This window comes from Thermomonospora umbrina, from assembly GCF_003386555.1.
Classification (GTDB): Bacteria; Actinomycetota; Actinomycetes; order Streptosporangiales; family Streptosporangiaceae; genus Thermomonospora; species Thermomonospora umbrina.
In genome coordinates, this window is record NZ_QTTT01000001.1 from 6,319,834 (window position 1) to 6,334,326 (window position 14,493).

The following is a 14,493-nucleotide window of genomic DNA, read 5'->3' on the forward strand; positions in this document are numbered from 1 at the left end:
GACGATTGTTGATCTGGCACCTTCGTTCCCCCGGAGTAGTCGGCACGGTCCCCCCGCGTCATTTCGCGGTTCATTCCCAGCTTCCCCGCGCGCCGGTAACGGCCGCGGAACGACACACCATGCGATCATGAAACCTTCCCTAAGATGCCCCCCGGGGGAGGGAGGACCGATTGCGCGTCGCGTTGTTCGTCGCCTGCTTCAACGACCTGCTGTTCCCCCGGACCGGCGAGGCCCTCGTCGCCCTGTTGACCCGGCTGGGCTGCGAGGTGGACTTCACCCCCGAGCAGACCTGCTGCGGCCAGATGCACTGGAGCACCGGCTACCACCGGGAGGCCGCCGGGCTGGCCCGCCGGTTCACCGAGGTCTTCGGGCCCGACGACGTGGTGGTCACGCCCTCGGCCTCCTGTGCGACCACCATACGTGACGGATACCCCCGGCTCGCGGCGAGCACGGGCGACCCGGCCCTCGCCGAGGCCGCCGCGTCCCTGCGCGTGTACGAGCTGACCGAGTTCCTGGTGGACGTCCTGGGCGTGACCGACGTCGGGGCCTACTTCCCGCACCGCGTCGCCTACCACCCGACCTGCCACTCGCTGCGGTCCCTGCGGCTCGGCGACCGGCCGCTGCGCCTGCTGCGCGCCGTCCGGGGCCTGGAACTGGCCGAGCTGCCCGCCGCCGAGGAGTGCTGCGGCTTCGGCGGGACGTTCGCGGTGAAGAACGCCGACGTGTCGGTCGCCATGGTGGCCGACAAGGTCCGCCACATCCGCCAGACCTCGGCGGACGTCGTGTGCGCGGTCGACAACTCCTGCCTGACCCACATCGGCGGGGCCCTGGGAAGGCTGCACAGCGGCGTGCGCGTGATGCACCTGGCGGAGATCCTCGCCGCGACGGAGGCCGCCCGATGACCACCGGCCCCGTGCCGCTGCCGATGCCCGTCGTGGCGCCGGCGCGCCCGGCGGGCGGCGCGGGCGGCCGGCCGAAGTTCGCGACCGCCGCCCGCGACGCGCTGGCCGACACCCGGCTGCGCCGCAACCTCCGCGAGTCCATGGCCGCCCTGCGCGAGCGCCGGGCCGCCGCCACCGCCGAGGCCGGCGACTGGGAGGCGCTCCGCGAGGCGGGCCGCGCCGTCCGCGACCGGGCGCTGCTCTCCCTGGACACCCACCTGGAGGACCTGGAACGAGCCCTCGTCGAGGCCGGCGGCACCGTGCACTGGGCCGTCGACGCCGCCGAGGCCCGAAGGCTCGTCGTGCGGCTGCTCCGGGACGCCGGGCACACCGAGGTGATCAAGGCCCAGTCCACCGCGGCCGGGGAGATCGGCGTCGACGAGGCGCTCGCCGAGGCCGGGATCGGCGTCGTGGAGACCGGCACGGCCGCGCTCGCCGTCCAACTCGCCGGGGAGCGCCCCGCCCACTTCCTGCTCCCCGCCGTTCACCAGGACCGGGCGCAGATCCGCGAGACGTTCCGGCGGGAGCTGCCCGGCGCGTCCCCGGAGCCGACCGACGACCCGGAGGGCCTGGCCGACACCGTCCGCCGACACCTGAGGGAGCGGCTGCTCACGGCCGACGCCGCGATCACCGGCGCCGCGTTCGCGGTGGCCGAGACCGGGACGCTGGTGATGGCGGAGGGCGACGGCGGCGGACGGATGTGCGTCACCCTCCCGCGGACGCTGATCTGCCTGATCGGCATCGAACAGGTCGTCGCGACCTGGGAGGACATGGAGGTCCTCCTCCAACTGCTGCCGCGCGCGTCGACGGGCGAGCGGATGACCCCGTACGTCAACACCTGGACGGGCGTGTCGCCCGCCGACGGCCCGCGCGACCTGCACGTGGTGCTCCTCGACAACGGCCGGACCGCCGCGCTCGCCGACGAGGTGGGCCGGGCGGCGCTGCGCTGCATCCGCTGCTCGGCCTGCCTGCCGGTGTGCCCGGTGTACGAGCGGACCGGCGGCCACGCCTACGGGGCGGGCGGGTCCGTCCTGTCCGGGCCGATCGGCGCGGTCTGGACCCCACTGACCCGCGGGGTCGAGCGGGCCGCCGAGGCGTCCCTGCCGTACGCCTCCACCCTGTGCGGGGCGTGCGCCGACGTCTGCCCGGTCAAGATCGACCTTCCCGGGATCCTGGTCCACCTGCGCGGCAAGGTGATCGAGGCGCGCCGCCACCGGCCCGTGCCGCCCCCCGAACTGGTCATGATGCGCGGCATGGCGTGGGCGATGGGGGACCGGCGACGCTACGAGTCGGCGCTGCGGCAGGGCGCCCGCTGGGGCCGGTTGATGTCGCGGGGCGGACGCATCCAACGACTGCCCGGACTGCTCGGCAAATGGACCGACGCGCGCGACCTGCCCGCACCGCCCCGACACCCCTTCCGCGCCCGCTGGAGGCGCCGGTGAGCCGCGACCGCGTCCTGCGGCGGGTCCGGGAGGCCCTCGGCGACGCGCCCCGCCCCACGGTGGAGATCCCCCGCGACTACGATCATCGGCTCACTGACGAGGAGGCCGCCGACCGCGCCGACGTCGTCGCGCTGTTCAGCGAACGCGTCGCCGACCACCGGGCCACCGTCCGCCACGTCGGCGTCGACGAACTGGCCACCACGATCGCCGCCGCCCTCTGGGCCAGGGGGACCGAGCGCATCGTGGTCCCCGCCGACCTGCCGTTCGGCTGGCTGAGCCAGGTCGACGGCGTCCGGGCCCTGGCCGACTCCGGCGACCCCGCCGGCACCGCCGCGCTCGACCTGGCCGCACTCGACGCCGCCGACGGAGTGGTCACCGGCTGCGCGATGGCGATCGCCCGGACGGGGACGATCGTGCTGGACGGCGGCCGCGCCCAGGGCCGCCGCGCGCTGACGCTGGTGCCCGACTACCACCTGTGCGTGGTGCACGCCGACCAGATCGTCGGCACCCTGCCCGAGGCCGTCGCCCGCCTCGACCCGTACCGTCCCCTGACCTGGATCAGCGGTCCGGCGGCGACCGCCGACGTCGAACTGGAACGCGTCCCCGGCGTCCACGGCCCCCGCACCCTGGAGGTCCTGGTCGTCGAGGACTAGCGGGAGTTCTCGTGTGGGGCGACCCCCCACGCCCGCTTCCGTCCGGAGTTCGGGTTGCGCCTGTGCGGTCCACGGTCGGACGATGTTGCGTCGGCGTTCCCCGAGGCGATGGTGGGTGGTGTCGGGTCCGGGCTTGGGGAACGTGGGGGGCGGCTAGGTCGGTAGGCCGCGCAGGATCAGGGCGAGGCCCGCCGAGAAGCGGGCGTGCCAGTCGACGGACTCCTCGGCGGCGGCCGTGTCGCGGACCTCCAGGGCGGCGTGGCCGATCACGTAGCCGAGCAGGGCGTGCGCGCCGTCGGCGGCGGACTGCTCGGGGAGACCGGCCTGGCGCAGGATCTCCCGCAGGGACGCGGTCGTACCGGAGAGGGCCGCGGGGTTGCGGCGGGTGACGAGCAGGGGCAGAACGCCGGCGTGGGCGAGCAGTCGGGCGCGGTAGGCGTCCGCCCACGAGCGCAGGGCGGCGCGCCAGTCGGCGCTGCGGGCCTCCGCCGGGAGCACCGCCACGTGGGCGACCAGCCCGTCGAGCAGTTCCTCCTTGCCGCGCGGCAGATGGTGGTAGATCGCCATCGCCTCGACCTCGAGGGCGTCGCCGAGCCGCCGCATGGTGAGCCGGCCCAGGCCCTGGCCGTCGACGATGTGCAGCGCCGCCTCGATGATCCGGTCGCGGGTGAGCGGTTCCCGGTGCTGTGCCGCCACGCTGGGCTGTCTGACCATGCTCGGACCTTACTACGTAAAGGCACCGGGCGGTAAGCCTTCCGCCCGCACGTTCCCAACCCGGTGTCCGGCCCCCCGTCCGGACGGCGACCCGCGTACCCTGTCTCCGGGATCGTCACAGCGAGAGGAAGGACCCGCCATGCCGCTGGGCCGCCGGGTGACCAAGGACGTCATGGAGCGGTACGCCGCCGATCAGGAGCTGGCGGGCGCCTACCGCGACAGGCTGGCGGCGGCCGCCGAGGCGGAGGACGCGTTCCGGGACGCGCGGGCCCGGGAGGCGGCGCGTCCGGGGGAGGGGCTGCGGGCCCTGGCCGGCGCGTTCGACCGGGCGCTGACCGAGGCGCTGCTGGCCGCCGAGGCCGCCGAGCGCGTCGCGATGGGCCCCAAGGCGTACGCGCCCGCGGACGCCAAGGACGCCGCCAAGGCCCGGCGGGACGCCGAGATCGCCCGGCGCAGGGCCAAGGCCCGCCCCGCCGTGCGGCCGTGGACCGAGGAGGCCGCCCGGCTGCGCACCGCCCGGGAGGCGCACCGCCTCGGGTTCCGGGTGGGCCCCGGCGTGGCGGCCTGACCGGCCGGGACCGTGGTGGACACCCGTTCGGGACGCGCCGGGGCCGCATCGCGTCCGTGAACGGTCGGGGACGGGGAGATCGATTGGACCGCACGCCGCCGGATCGGCATCGCCTGCTGGACTCCTACCAGGAGGGGGTACGGGCGATCCGAGGGCTGGCCGCGCGCGTGGAGGACTGGTCGGCGCCCACCCCCTGCACCGAGTGGACCGCCCTCGACCTGGCGGGGCATCTGCGCTGCGTCGCCGAGAACCAGTTGGAGTACCTCCAGGACGCGCCGGACAGCCGGCTGGCCACGCTGTTCGCGCAGAACGCGCCGTCGGCGGTGCTGATCCGCCAGCAGGCCCGGCAGAACGCCGCCGAGCTGGCGGTGCTGCCCACCGAGTCCGGGCCGCAGCGGATCATGACGTTCACCGTCTCGGCGGACGCCTACGCCGACCTGATCCCGGACGTCTGGGACCGGACCCACCTGGTCTACCGCGGCACCAGGTACACCATCGGCGACCACGTGGGCGCCGCCTGCGTCGAGTGGCACCTGCACGCGTGGGACCTGGCCCGCGCCATCGGGGAGGAGTACCGGCCGCGCGACCCCGAGGTGCTGGTGTCGGCCTGGCACTGGGGCGTGCCCCACCTGCCGCTGACCGGCGGCGACCCGTGGGAGTCGGTGCTGCGCTCGTCGGGCCGTTCGCCGCGGTGGCCGGCCGCGGACACCGCGCGGCGCACCCGGCGCGTGGCGCGGGTGAGGTAGCGCTCCTCCGCCGGCGTTCACAGGCGAATGTTTCGAATGTGCGCAGGATGTATCACCGCGGGTACGCGATCCGCGGTTCGGCGTAACGCGGCGTGCCTAATTTTCAGGATGTTCCGCACAGACACCCTGGAGGCACTGCGATGACGGTTCTGACCGACCCCCAGGAGAGCCAGGCGGCCTCCGCGGTCAGTCCATCGGCGAAGGGCGGCCGCTGGATCGACCACTGGGAGCCCGACGACGACGCCTTCTGGGCGCGGACCGGCCGCAAGGTCGCCGCGCGCAACCTGGTCTTCTCCATCCTCACCGAGCACCTGGGCTTCTGCGTCTGGCTGCTGTGGAGCATCGCGGTCCTCAACCTGAGCACCGTGGGCATGCAGTTGTCGGTGGGCCAGGTGCTGTGGCTGACCACGTTGCCCAACCTGGTCGGCGCGGCCATGCGGATCCCCTACACGTTCGCGCCGGCGAGGTTCGGCGGCCGCAACTGGACGGTGGTCAGCGCGCTGCTGCTGCTGATCCCGTGCGGGCTGTTCGTGTACGCGATCGAGAACCCCGACATCCCGTACGGGGTGCTGCTGCTGATCGCGGCGACCACCGGCCTGGGCGGCGGGAACTTCGCCTCCTCGATGGCCAACATCACGCACTTCTACCCGACGAGCAAGCAGGGTCTGCCCCTCGGGCTGAACGCCGCGGGCGGGAACCTGGGCACCAGCGTGACCCAGCTCGCCATGCCGCCGCTGATCGTGGCCTTCGGGCTGGTCGCGGTCGGCTGGGTCTGGATGCCGTTCATCCTGCTGGCCGCCGTGTGCGCCTACTTCTTCATGAACAACCTGAGCAAGGCCACCTCCGCCTACACGCTGCGCGAGATGACGGCGGCCGCTCGGGACCGGCAGACGATCATCATGTCGGTGCTCTACATCGGCACGTTCGGGTCGTTCATCGGATACGCCTTCTCGTTCGGCGTGCTGATCAAGGCGCAGTTCCCTGACATCAAGGGCGCCAACGTGATCTGGCTGGGCGCGTTCGCCGGCTCGCTGGCCCGCCCGTTCGGCGGTTGGCTGGCCGACCGGTTCGGCGGGGCGCGGGTCACCGCGATCGACTTCCTGCTGATGGCCGTGGGCATCGGCGCGGTGGCGTACGCGGTGGAGGCGGGGAGCTGGCCGCTGTTCCTGTCCGCCTTCCTGTTCGTCTTCATCACCACCGGTATCGGCAACGGCTCCACCTACAAGATGATCCCGGCGATCTTCCGGACCCGGGAGCTGATGGGGGTGGACGCGTCCGACGCGAAGGCGAGGGCGGCGGCGCTGACGACCGCGCGGCGCAAGGCGGCGGCGGCGATCGGCATCTCCTCGGCCGTCGGCGCGCTGGGCGGCGTGCTGGTCCAGCAGTCCTTCCGGATCTCGCTGGAGCAGACCAAGGGCATCGCCCCGGCGCTGGTCGGGCTGGCGGTCTTCTACGCGATCTGCATGACGCTGACCTGGGTGGTCTACCTGCGCAAGGTGCAGGTCGGCGACCGGAGGATGAGCCTGGCCGAGGCCGGGGTCTGATTCTCGGCGAACCGGGTGAACCCGGCGGGCGCGGTATCGGCGAGGACGCCGGTGCCGCGCCCGTCCTCGTTCCGGCGGCGCGACGGACGTCAGGCGCGGTCGGAGACCAGCTCCGCGCTGCGGGGATCCGCCGTGCGGGCGCAGTGCGCGCAGCAGTACCAGTGCCGGTCGACCTCGATGCCGTGGCCGAGGATGCGGCAGGAACAGTGCTCACAGATGGGCGCCATCCTGGTGATGGCGCACTCGAACGAGTCGAAGGTGTGCACGGCCCCCTGGGCGTGCACCTCGAAGGACATGGCGTAGTCGTTGCCGCAGACCTCGCAGGTGGCCATCGGCGTCTCCCCCCGGTTCGCCGGCCGTGCAGTACGTACGGCTGCCTACCCAGGGGGAGCGCGCCTCTACCGCACCGGTTCCCAGGCGGGTCCGAAGCCGGGCTCGCGGCCGTCCTCCAGGTAGACGGCGCGGCCCTCGGCGATGCCGCGCAGGCTGGGCTCCATCCGGCGGGCGATGTGCGGGGCGGCCAGCTCGGGGATCTTCTCGGGGGCCACCAGCACGTGCTCGGACAGTTCGTCGGCGGGCAGCCGGATGCCGGCGATCTCGTCGGGGGTGACGCTGCCGCCGAACACGAACACGTTGACCGCGTCCACCCCCTCTCGGGGCGGCCCCCAGTCCACGCAGGCCAGTCCGTCCAGCCGGGGCACGAAGCCGAGCTCCTCCTCGCATTCGCGCACGCACGCGGCCAGCGGGGATTCGCCCTGCTCGATCACTCCGCCCGGCAGGAACCAGCCCTCCTTGTAGGTGGGCTTGACCAGCAGGACCCGGCCCAGGTCGTCCAGGAGGAGGGCCGCGGCGGCGCCCCGGGTGCGGGGCAGGGAGGCGTAGTAAGCAACGTCGGGCATGGCACGAGGCTAAGCCCGTCGCGGGTCCGTCGCGGGGGCGGTTCGCCGCAACGATCCGTGGTGACGGCGGTGGCCGTCGATCCGTTCGAGGCGGCATCGACGGGTGCCGAATGGGACCCTCAGAACGATGAGAACAGCGGACACGTGATCACCCCGTCACACCCCGCGCCCCCCGTCTGGAGCGTGCCACGACAGCCGCTGACCTCAGCGAACGTGGTTCGGTGAGCCGTTTTTAACATCTGGGACACAATCGGGACGCGTTCGCGAAACGCCTCGCGCACACGATCGGCCGCATGTCGGTGAGCGAGCAGGTGATCCCGGAGACCCCCACGGTCGCGCCGGGCGGGACGCCCACGCACTGTCCGTACTGCGCGCTGCAGTGCGGGATGGCGGTGGGCGGCAGCCCCGTGCGGGTGACTCCTCGCGAGGACGTCCCCGCCAACCGGGGCGGCCTGTGTCAGAAGGGCTGGACGGCGGCCGAGCTGCTCACCGTTCCCGACCGGCTGACCACGCCGCTGATGCGGGCGCATCTGGGCGCGCCGCTGGAGCCGTGCACGTGGGAGGAGGCGCTGGACCGGATCGCGGGAGAGGTCGCCCGGCTGCAGGAACGCCACGGCCGGGACGCGATCGGGGTCTTCGGCGGCGGCGGACTCACCAACGAGAAGGCGTACCAGCTCGGCAAGTTCGCCCGGATCGCGCTGCGCACCTCGCAGATCGACTACAACGGCCGGTTCTGCATGTCCTCGGCGGCCGCCGCGCTCAACCGGGCGTTCGGCCTGGACCGGGGCCTGCCGGGGCCGATCACGGACCTGGCGCGGGCGGACGCGATCATGCTGGTCGGCGGGAACGTGGCCGAGACCATGCCGCCGTTCATGCGGCACCTCACCGAGATGCGCGAGCGCGGCGGGGCCCTGGTCGTCATCGATCCGCGGCGCACCGCGACCGCCAAGCAGGCCGACCTGCACCTGCAGCCGGCCCCCGGCACCGACCTGGCGCTGGCCAACGGGATGCTGCACCTGGCGATCGCCGAGGGGCTGGTCGACGAGGACTTCGTGGCGGCGCGCACCGGCGGGTTCGAGGCGGTGCGGATCTCGGTGAACGCCTACTGGCCCGACCGGGTCGAGCGGATCACCGGGGTCCCCGTCCCGCAGATGCGGGAGGCGGTCCGGCTGCTGGGCCGGGGGAACCGGTCGCTGATCCTCACCGCGCGCGGCGCCGAGCAGCACGCCCGCGGCACCGACACGGTGACCGCCTTCATCAACCTGGCGCTCGCGCTGGGCCTGCCCGGACGCGAGGGCGGCGGCTACGGCTGCCTGACCGGGCAGGGCAACGGCCAAGGCGGTCGCGAGCACGGGCAGAAGGCCGACCAACTGCCCGGCTACCGCAAGATCGACGACCCGGCGGCCCGGGAGCACGTCGCGGCCGTGTGGGGGGTCGATCCGGAGATCATCCCCGGGCCCGGCCGTTCGGCGTTCGAGCTGCTGGACGCGCTCGGGGCCGACGACGGACCCAAGGCGCTGCTGCTGTTCGGCTCCAACCCGGTGGTGTCGGCGCCGCGCTCCGGGCTGATCGAGGAGCGGATCAACGCGCTGGAGTTCCTGGCCGTGTCCGACTTCGTGCTGTCGGAGACCGCCCGCCGCGCCGACGTGGTGCTGCCGACCGCGCAGTGGGCGGAGGAGTCGGGCACGATGACCAACCTGGAGGGCCGGGTGCTGCGGCGTCGCCGGGCGGTGGCCGCCCCCGACGGTGTCCGCACCGACCTGGAGATCCTCGCCGGGCTGGCCGACCGGCTGGCGGCCCCGGGCACGTGGAGCACCGAGCCCGCCGAGGTGTTCGACGAGCTGCGCGCGGCCAGCGCCGGCGGTCCCGCCGACTACGCCGGCATCACCTACGAGCGGATCGAGTCCGAGGGCGGCGTGTTCTGGCCCTGCCCCTCGGAGGACCATCCGGGCACGCCGCGTCCCTTCGCCGAGCGCTTCCACACGCCGGACGGACGGGCGCGGTTCACCCCGGTCGACCACACCGGGCCCGCCGAGGGCGTCGACGCGGCCTACCCCGTGCACCTGATCACGGGCCGGGTGCTCGCGCACTACCAGAGCGGAGCGCAGACCCGGCGGATCGCGCCGCTGGTGGACGCCTCCCCGGAGCCGTTCGTGGAGATCCATCCCGACCTGGCCGCCCGGTCCGGCGTGGCCGAGGGCGAGATGGTCCGGGTGACCAGCCGGCGCGGCACCGTGACCGTACGGGCCCGCCTGGTCGACACCATCCGGCACGACACCGTGTTCATCCCCTTCCACTGGGCCGAGGAAGGCCGCGCGAACCTGCTGACCAACACAGCGCTCGACCCCATGTCGCGGATGCCGGAGTTCAAGGTCTGCGCCGTGCGGCTCGAGCCTCATGAGGAGAACGGAGCCGACCAGTGAGCGGGATCGTCGTCGTGGGGAACGGCATGGCCGGTTCCCGGTTCGTCACGGAGATGCGTGACCGTGACCGGAAGATGCCCCTGACGGTGTTCGGGGCCGAGGCGCAGCAGCCCTACAACCGGGTGCTGTTGTCGAACGTGCTGGCGGGGGCGTCACGCCCGGACCAGATCGGTCTGGTGGACCCGTCCTGGTACGAGCGCCACGGGGTCGACGCCCGGCTCGGCGTGGAGATCGTCCGGATCGACCGGGAGCGGCGCCTGGTGCACGCGTCCGACGGCGGCGTCACGCCGTACCGGACGTTGGTGATCGCCACCGGCAGCACCGCGATCGTGCCGCCCCTGCCGGGCACCGGGGACGGGCTGCCGGCCGGGGCGGTGGCCTTCCGGACCCTGGACGACTGCGTTCGGATCCTGGAGGCCGCCGAAGGGGCGAAGCACGCCGTCGTGGTGGGCGGGGGGCTGCTGGGCATCGAGGCGGCCCGCGGTCTTGCCGGTCGCGGCCTGGACGTCACGGTCGTCCACCTGGCGGGCCACCTGATGGAGCGTCAGCTCGACCCCGGCGCGGGCCGGGTGCTGGCACGGACCCTCGGCCGGCTGGGCATCCGCGCCCGCCTGGAGATCAGCGTCTCCGCGCTGCGGACCGAGGAGGCCGCCTCGGGGACCCGCGTCAGCGGCGTCGAGCTCGCCAACGGCGAGTTCCTGTCCGCCGACGTGGTGGTGCTGGCGTGCGGGGTGCGGCCGGACGTGGCGCTGGCGCGTGAGGCGGGGCTGGAGATCGATCGCGGGATCGTGGTCGACGAGATGCTGCGTTCGGTCAGCGACCCGTCCGTGCGCGCCATCGGCGAGTGCTCGCAGTACGGCGGCACGGTGTACGGGCTGGTGGCGCCGGCGTGGGAGCAGGCGGCCATCCTCGCCGACCTGCTCGCCGAGACCGACGTCGACGCCCGGTTCACCGGCGCCCGGGAGATCACCCGGCTCAAGGCCGCCAGCGTGGAGCTGGCCACGATGGGGGAGACCCATCACGGCGACGAGGATCCCGACGTCGAGGTCGTCCGGTTCGCCGATCCCGCCCGCGGCACGTACAAGAAGGTGGTCATCAAGGACGACCGGCTGATCGGCGCGATCCTGTTGGGGGAGACCGGCACCGCCGGCACCCTCACCCAGTTGTACGACCGGGCCGCGCCGTTGCCGTCCGATCGGCTCAGTCTGCTGTTCCCCGGCATCAACGGCGCCCCGGTGAGCGATTCGCCGGTGCGGATGCCCGACGCGGCGACGGTCTGCCAGTGCAACAACGTCTCCAAGGGGCAGATCCGCGCCTGCTGGGAGCACGGCGCCCGCACGGTCGAGGAGGTGGCCGCCCGTACCCGGGCGAGCACCGGCTGCGGCGGTTGCCGTGACGCGGTGGAGGGCATCGTCTGTTGGCTGGACGAGCAGGAGGCCGCCCCCACCGGCTGAACCGCCGGTCATTGAACCGGTCAGAATGTGCGAAACACCGCGAACCCGCCGTGATCCGGCGGGTTTTCGCATTGTCCAGGTCACAGGATGACCACGAACAGATTTCAAGGTGAGCGGCTTTTAACACGCCGGTGACAAAGGGGACCCAGCGGCGAAACGCCTCCTGCTGAGTATCACCCCATGGACGTCGCAGGGGAAACCCACAGAAGGCTGGTGGTGGTCGGCCACGGACCGGCGGGTCACCGGCTGGTAGAGGCGCTGCGCGAGCGGGACGCCGCGGGCGCCTGGCGGATCACCGTGATCGGGGAGGAGGTCCGCCCCGCGTACGACCGGGTCGCGCTGACCTCGTACCTGACCGAGGACGCCGAGCTGGCGTTCCCGGCGCACGACCCGGACGTCACGCTGCTCACCGGAGACCCGGTGACCGCGATCGACCGGGCGGCGCGGACCGTCGTCACCGCGTCGGGCGCCGTCATCGGCTACGACACGCTGGTGCTGGCCACCGGCTCGGCGCCGTTCGTGCCGCCGGTGCAGGGCAAAGACCTGCCGGGCGTGTTCGTCTACCGCACCATCGACGACCTCGACGCGCTCCGCGACCACTGCGGCGCGCGGCCCGGCGCGAGCGGCGTGGTGGTCGGCGGCGGGCTGCTCGGGCTGGAGGCCGCCAGGGCCATGCAGGGCCTGGGCGTCGACACCCACGTGGTCGAGGTCGCGCCCTGGCTGATGCCGCGGCAGCTCGACGAGGGCGGCGGCCAGATGCTGCGGCGCCACATCGAGTCCCTCGGCCTCACCGTCCACTCCGGCACCCCCATGGCCGGCCTGGAGGCGGGCGAGGACGGCGCGGTCGGCCGGGTGGCCCTCAGCGACGGCTCGGCCGTCGAGGCGTCGGTGGTGGTGTTCTCCGCGGGCATCCGGCCCCGCGACGAGCTGGCCCGCGGCTGCGGCCTGGAGGTCGGCGAGCGCGGCGGCATCGTGGTCGACGACGCCTGCCGCACCTCCGACCCCTCCGTGTGGGCGATCGGCGAGTGCGCCCTGATCGGCGGCCAGGTGTACGGGCTCGTGGGCCCCTGCAACTCGATGGCCGAGGTCGTGGCCGACCACCTGCTGGCCGAGACGACGGGTGTCGCGGGCCAGGCGGCCTTCGCCGGCGCCGACACCTCCACCAAGCTCAAGCTCATGGGCGTGGACGTGGCCAGCTTCGGCGACCCGTTCGCCTCCACCGACGGCGCCCTCGACATCACCTACACCGACCCGGTCGCCGGGGTCTACAAGAAGCTGATCGTCAGCGACGACGCCCGCACCCTGCTGGGCGGCGTCCTGGTCGGCGACGCCGAGGCCTACCCCACGCTGCGGGCCTACGTCGGCGCGGCGCTGCCCGGCAGCCCCGAGCAGACCCTGTTCGGCGGTGTCGAGCCGGCCGGCGGCGACCTGCCGGGCGCCACCGTCATCTGCAGTTGCAACAACGTCACGGCCGACCACATCCGCTGCGCCGTCCGCGACGAGAGCCTCACCGACGTCGCGGGGGTGAAGGGCTGCACCAAGGCGGGCACCTCCTGCGGAAGCTGCGTCCCGCTGGTCAAGAAGCTGCTGGACGCCGAGCTCGTCGCGGCCGGCATCGAGGTCAGCAAGGCGCTCTGCGAGCACTTCGAGCACAGCAGGGCCGAGCTGTTCGACATCGTCCGGGTCACCGGCATCACGACGTTCACCCGGCTCATCACCGAGCACGGCCGGGGCCGCGGCTGCGACATCTGCAAGCCCGCGGTCGCCTCCATCCTCGCCAGCCTGGGCAACGGCCACATCCTGGAGGGCGAGCAGGCCACCCTCCAGGACACCAACGACCAGTTCCTGGCCAACATGCAGAAGAACGGCACCTACTCGGTGGTGCCCCGGGTCCCCGGCGGCGAGATCACCCCCGAGAAGCTGATCGTGATCGGCGAGGTGGCGCGCGACTTCGGCCTCTACACCAAGATCACCGGAGGTCAGCGGATCGACCTGTTCGGCGCCCGCGTCGACCAGCTCCCGGAGATCTGGCGGCGGCTGGTCGAGGCCGGGTTCGAGTCCGGGCACGCCTACGGCAAGGCGCTGCGCACCGTCAAGTCGTGCGTCGGCTCCACCTGGTGCCGGTTCGGCGTCCAGGACTCGGTCGGCATGGCGATCCGGCTGGAGCTGCGCTACCGGGGCCTGCGCGCCCCGCACAAGCTCAAGTCCGCGGTGTCGGGCTGCGCCCGCGAGTGCGCCGAGGCCCAGAGCAAGGACTTCGGCGTCATCGCCACCGAGAAGGGCTGGAACCTCTACCTCGCCGGCAACGGCGGGATGCGGCCCCGGCACGCCGACCTGTTCGCCCAGGACCTCAACGACGAGACCCTGCTCCGCTACATCGACCGGTTCCTGATGTTCTACATCCGGACCGCCGACCGGCTGCAGCGCACCGCGAGCTGGCTGGAGGCCCTCGAGGGCGGGATCGACTATCTCCGCGAGGTGATCGTCGAGGATTCGCTGGGCATCTGCGCCGAGCTGGACGCGGCGATGGACCGGCACGTGGCCGCCTACTCCGACGAGTGGCGCGACACCATCGAGGACCCCGAGAAGCTGCGCCGCTTCGTGTCCTTCGTCAACGCCCCCGGCGTTCCCGATCCCAGCATCGCGTTCGAACCCGAGCGCGACCAGATCAAGCCGGTACTCCTGGCCGGACCCGAGCTGGAGGTAGTGAGCCGATGACCGCCGACGTGCAGACCGGGCCCGCACACACCGCACCGTCGAGGACGGCGACGCGCTGGCACGACGTGTGCGGCCTCGACGACCTGATGCCCGAACGCGGCGCCTGCGCGCTGATCGAGGGCGTCCAGGTGGCGATCTTCCGGACCTTCGACGGCGAGCTGTTCGCGCTGTCGAACTACGACCCCTTCAGCGGGGCGTACGTGATCGCCCGGGGCATCCTGGGCACCCGCGGAGGCGTCCCCACGGTCGCGTCCCCCATGTTCAAGGACGTCTTCGACCTGCGGACGGGGCAGGCCCTCGACGACGCGGACGTCGCGCTGCGGAGCTTCGAGGTCCGCCTGACCCCGCAGGACCGGGTGGAGGTGGCGCTGTCGTGAACGCGCCGACCGCC

13 protein-coding genes are annotated in these 14,493 nt (G+C 73.1%); 10 read left to right on the top strand and 3 right to left on the bottom strand.

Annotated features, from left to right (window positions below):
- Positions 1-170 precede the first annotated feature (170 nt).
- The 3 genes from DFJ69_RS28290 to DFJ69_RS28300 are packed head-to-tail and all read left to right on the top strand — an operon-like array spanning position 171 to position 3,036.
- Complete coding sequence (locus DFJ69_RS28290) at positions 171-902, top strand: (Fe-S)-binding protein (protein WP_116025394.1); 732 nt, start codon at positions 171-173, stop codon at positions 900-902.
- Positions 899-2,383 (top strand): lactate utilization protein B, encoded by a 1,485-nt coding sequence (locus DFJ69_RS28295; RefSeq protein WP_170177802.1) that lies wholly within the window; start codon positions 899-901, stop codon positions 2,381-2,383. The genes DFJ69_RS28290 and DFJ69_RS28295 overlap by 4 nt, the downstream gene beginning before the upstream one ends.
- Positions 2,380-3,036: a LutC/YkgG family protein gene (locus DFJ69_RS28300; RefSeq protein ID WP_245974616.1), complete on the top strand. Its 657-nt coding sequence runs from the start codon at positions 2,380-2,382 to the stop codon at positions 3,034-3,036. Before DFJ69_RS28295 ends, DFJ69_RS28300 begins: the two co-directional genes overlap by 4 nt.
- A gap of 153 nt (positions 3,037-3,189) precedes the next feature.
- Here DFJ69_RS28300 and DFJ69_RS28305 read toward each other — a convergent pair whose 3' ends face one another.
- On the bottom strand, positions 3,190-3,750 hold the full coding sequence (locus tag DFJ69_RS28305) for a TetR/AcrR family transcriptional regulator (protein ID WP_116025395.1): 561 nt from the start codon (positions 3,748-3,750) through the stop codon (positions 3,190-3,192).
- Positions 3,751-3,889: 139 nt separating this feature from the next.
- Between DFJ69_RS28305 and DFJ69_RS28310 the strand changes: the two genes are divergently transcribed.
- From DFJ69_RS28310 to DFJ69_RS28320, 3 genes are all read left to right on the top strand, one after another.
- The gene (locus DFJ69_RS28310; RefSeq protein ID WP_116025396.1) at positions 3,890-4,318 is read left to right on the top strand and encodes a plectin; all 429 of its coding nucleotides are present in this window, start codon (positions 3,890-3,892) and stop codon (positions 4,316-4,318) included.
- A gap of 83 nt (positions 4,319-4,401) precedes the next feature.
- Positions 4,402-5,064: a maleylpyruvate isomerase N-terminal domain-containing protein gene (locus DFJ69_RS28315; protein WP_116025397.1), complete on the top strand. Its 663-nt coding sequence runs from the start codon at positions 4,402-4,404 to the stop codon at positions 5,062-5,064.
- Positions 5,065-5,204: 140 nt separating this feature from the next.
- Positions 5,205-6,608: an MFS transporter gene (locus DFJ69_RS28320; protein ID WP_116025398.1), complete on the top strand. Its 1,404-nt coding sequence runs from the start codon at positions 5,205-5,207 to the stop codon at positions 6,606-6,608.
- A gap of 89 nt (positions 6,609-6,697) precedes the next feature.
- Here DFJ69_RS28320 and DFJ69_RS28325 read toward each other — a convergent pair whose 3' ends face one another.
- Complete coding sequence (locus DFJ69_RS28325; RefSeq protein WP_116025399.1) at positions 6,698-6,940, bottom strand: hypothetical protein; 243 nt, start codon at positions 6,938-6,940, stop codon at positions 6,698-6,700.
- A gap of 66 nt (positions 6,941-7,006) precedes the next feature.
- Positions 7,007-7,507: an NUDIX domain-containing protein gene (locus DFJ69_RS28330; protein WP_116025400.1), complete on the bottom strand. Its 501-nt coding sequence runs from the start codon at positions 7,505-7,507 to the stop codon at positions 7,007-7,009.
- Between the two features lie 293 nt (positions 7,508-7,800).
- On the opposite strand from DFJ69_RS28330, the gene DFJ69_RS28335 reads away from it, so the two are divergent.
- The 4 genes from DFJ69_RS28335 (at position 7,801) to nirD (ending at position 14,479) form a co-directional block, all read left to right on the top strand.
- Complete coding sequence (locus DFJ69_RS28335; RefSeq protein ID WP_116025401.1) at positions 7,801-9,930, top strand: molybdopterin oxidoreductase family protein; 2,130 nt, start codon at positions 7,801-7,803, stop codon at positions 9,928-9,930.
- Entirely contained in the window at positions 9,927-11,384 is a 1,458-nt protein-coding gene (locus tag DFJ69_RS28340) for an FAD-dependent oxidoreductase (RefSeq protein ID WP_116025402.1), read from the top strand. The genes DFJ69_RS28335 and DFJ69_RS28340 overlap by 4 nt, the downstream gene beginning before the upstream one ends.
- Before the next feature lie 180 nt (positions 11,385-11,564).
- Positions 11,565-14,102 (top strand): nitrite reductase large subunit NirB, encoded by a 2,538-nt coding sequence (gene nirB, locus DFJ69_RS28345; protein WP_116025403.1) that lies wholly within the window; start codon positions 11,565-11,567, stop codon positions 14,100-14,102.
- Positions 14,099-14,479, top strand: coding sequence for a nitrite reductase small subunit NirD (nirD, locus tag DFJ69_RS28350; RefSeq protein WP_116025404.1), 381 nt, complete (start codon positions 14,099-14,101; stop codon positions 14,477-14,479). The genes nirB and nirD overlap by 4 nt, the downstream gene beginning before the upstream one ends.
- Positions 14,480-14,493: the final 14 nt, after the last annotated feature.

Bases quoted from the DNA above. Each gene is read 5' to 3' on its own strand.
- nirB (WP_116025403.1), top strand. From the start codon at position 11,565: ATGGACGTCGCAGGGGAAACCCACAGAAGGCTGGTGGTGGTCGGCCAC.
- DFJ69_RS28310 (WP_116025396.1), top strand. From the start codon at position 3,890: ATGCCGCTGGGCCGCCGGGTGACCAAGGACGTCATGGAGCGGTACGCC.
- DFJ69_RS28335 (WP_116025401.1), top strand. From the start codon at position 7,801: ATGTCGGTGAGCGAGCAGGTGATCCCGGAGACCCCCACGGTCGCGCCG.
- DFJ69_RS28325 (WP_116025399.1), bottom strand. From the start codon at position 6,940: ATGGCCACCTGCGAGGTCTGCGGCAACGACTACGCCATGTCCTTCGAG.
- DFJ69_RS28295 (WP_170177802.1), top strand. From the start codon at position 899: ATGACCACCGGCCCCGTGCCGCTGCCGATGCCCGTCGTGGCGCCGGCG.
- DFJ69_RS28305 (WP_116025395.1), bottom strand. From the start codon at position 3,750: ATGGTCAGACAGCCCAGCGTGGCGGCACAGCACCGGGAACCGCTCACC.
- DFJ69_RS28320 (WP_116025398.1), top strand. From the start codon at position 5,205: ATGACGGTTCTGACCGACCCCCAGGAGAGCCAGGCGGCCTCCGCGGTC.
- DFJ69_RS28330 (WP_116025400.1), bottom strand. From the start codon at position 7,507: ATGCCCGACGTTGCTTACTACGCCTCCCTGCCCCGCACCCGGGGCGCC.
- nirD (WP_116025404.1), top strand. From the start codon at position 14,099: ATGACCGCCGACGTGCAGACCGGGCCCGCACACACCGCACCGTCGAGG.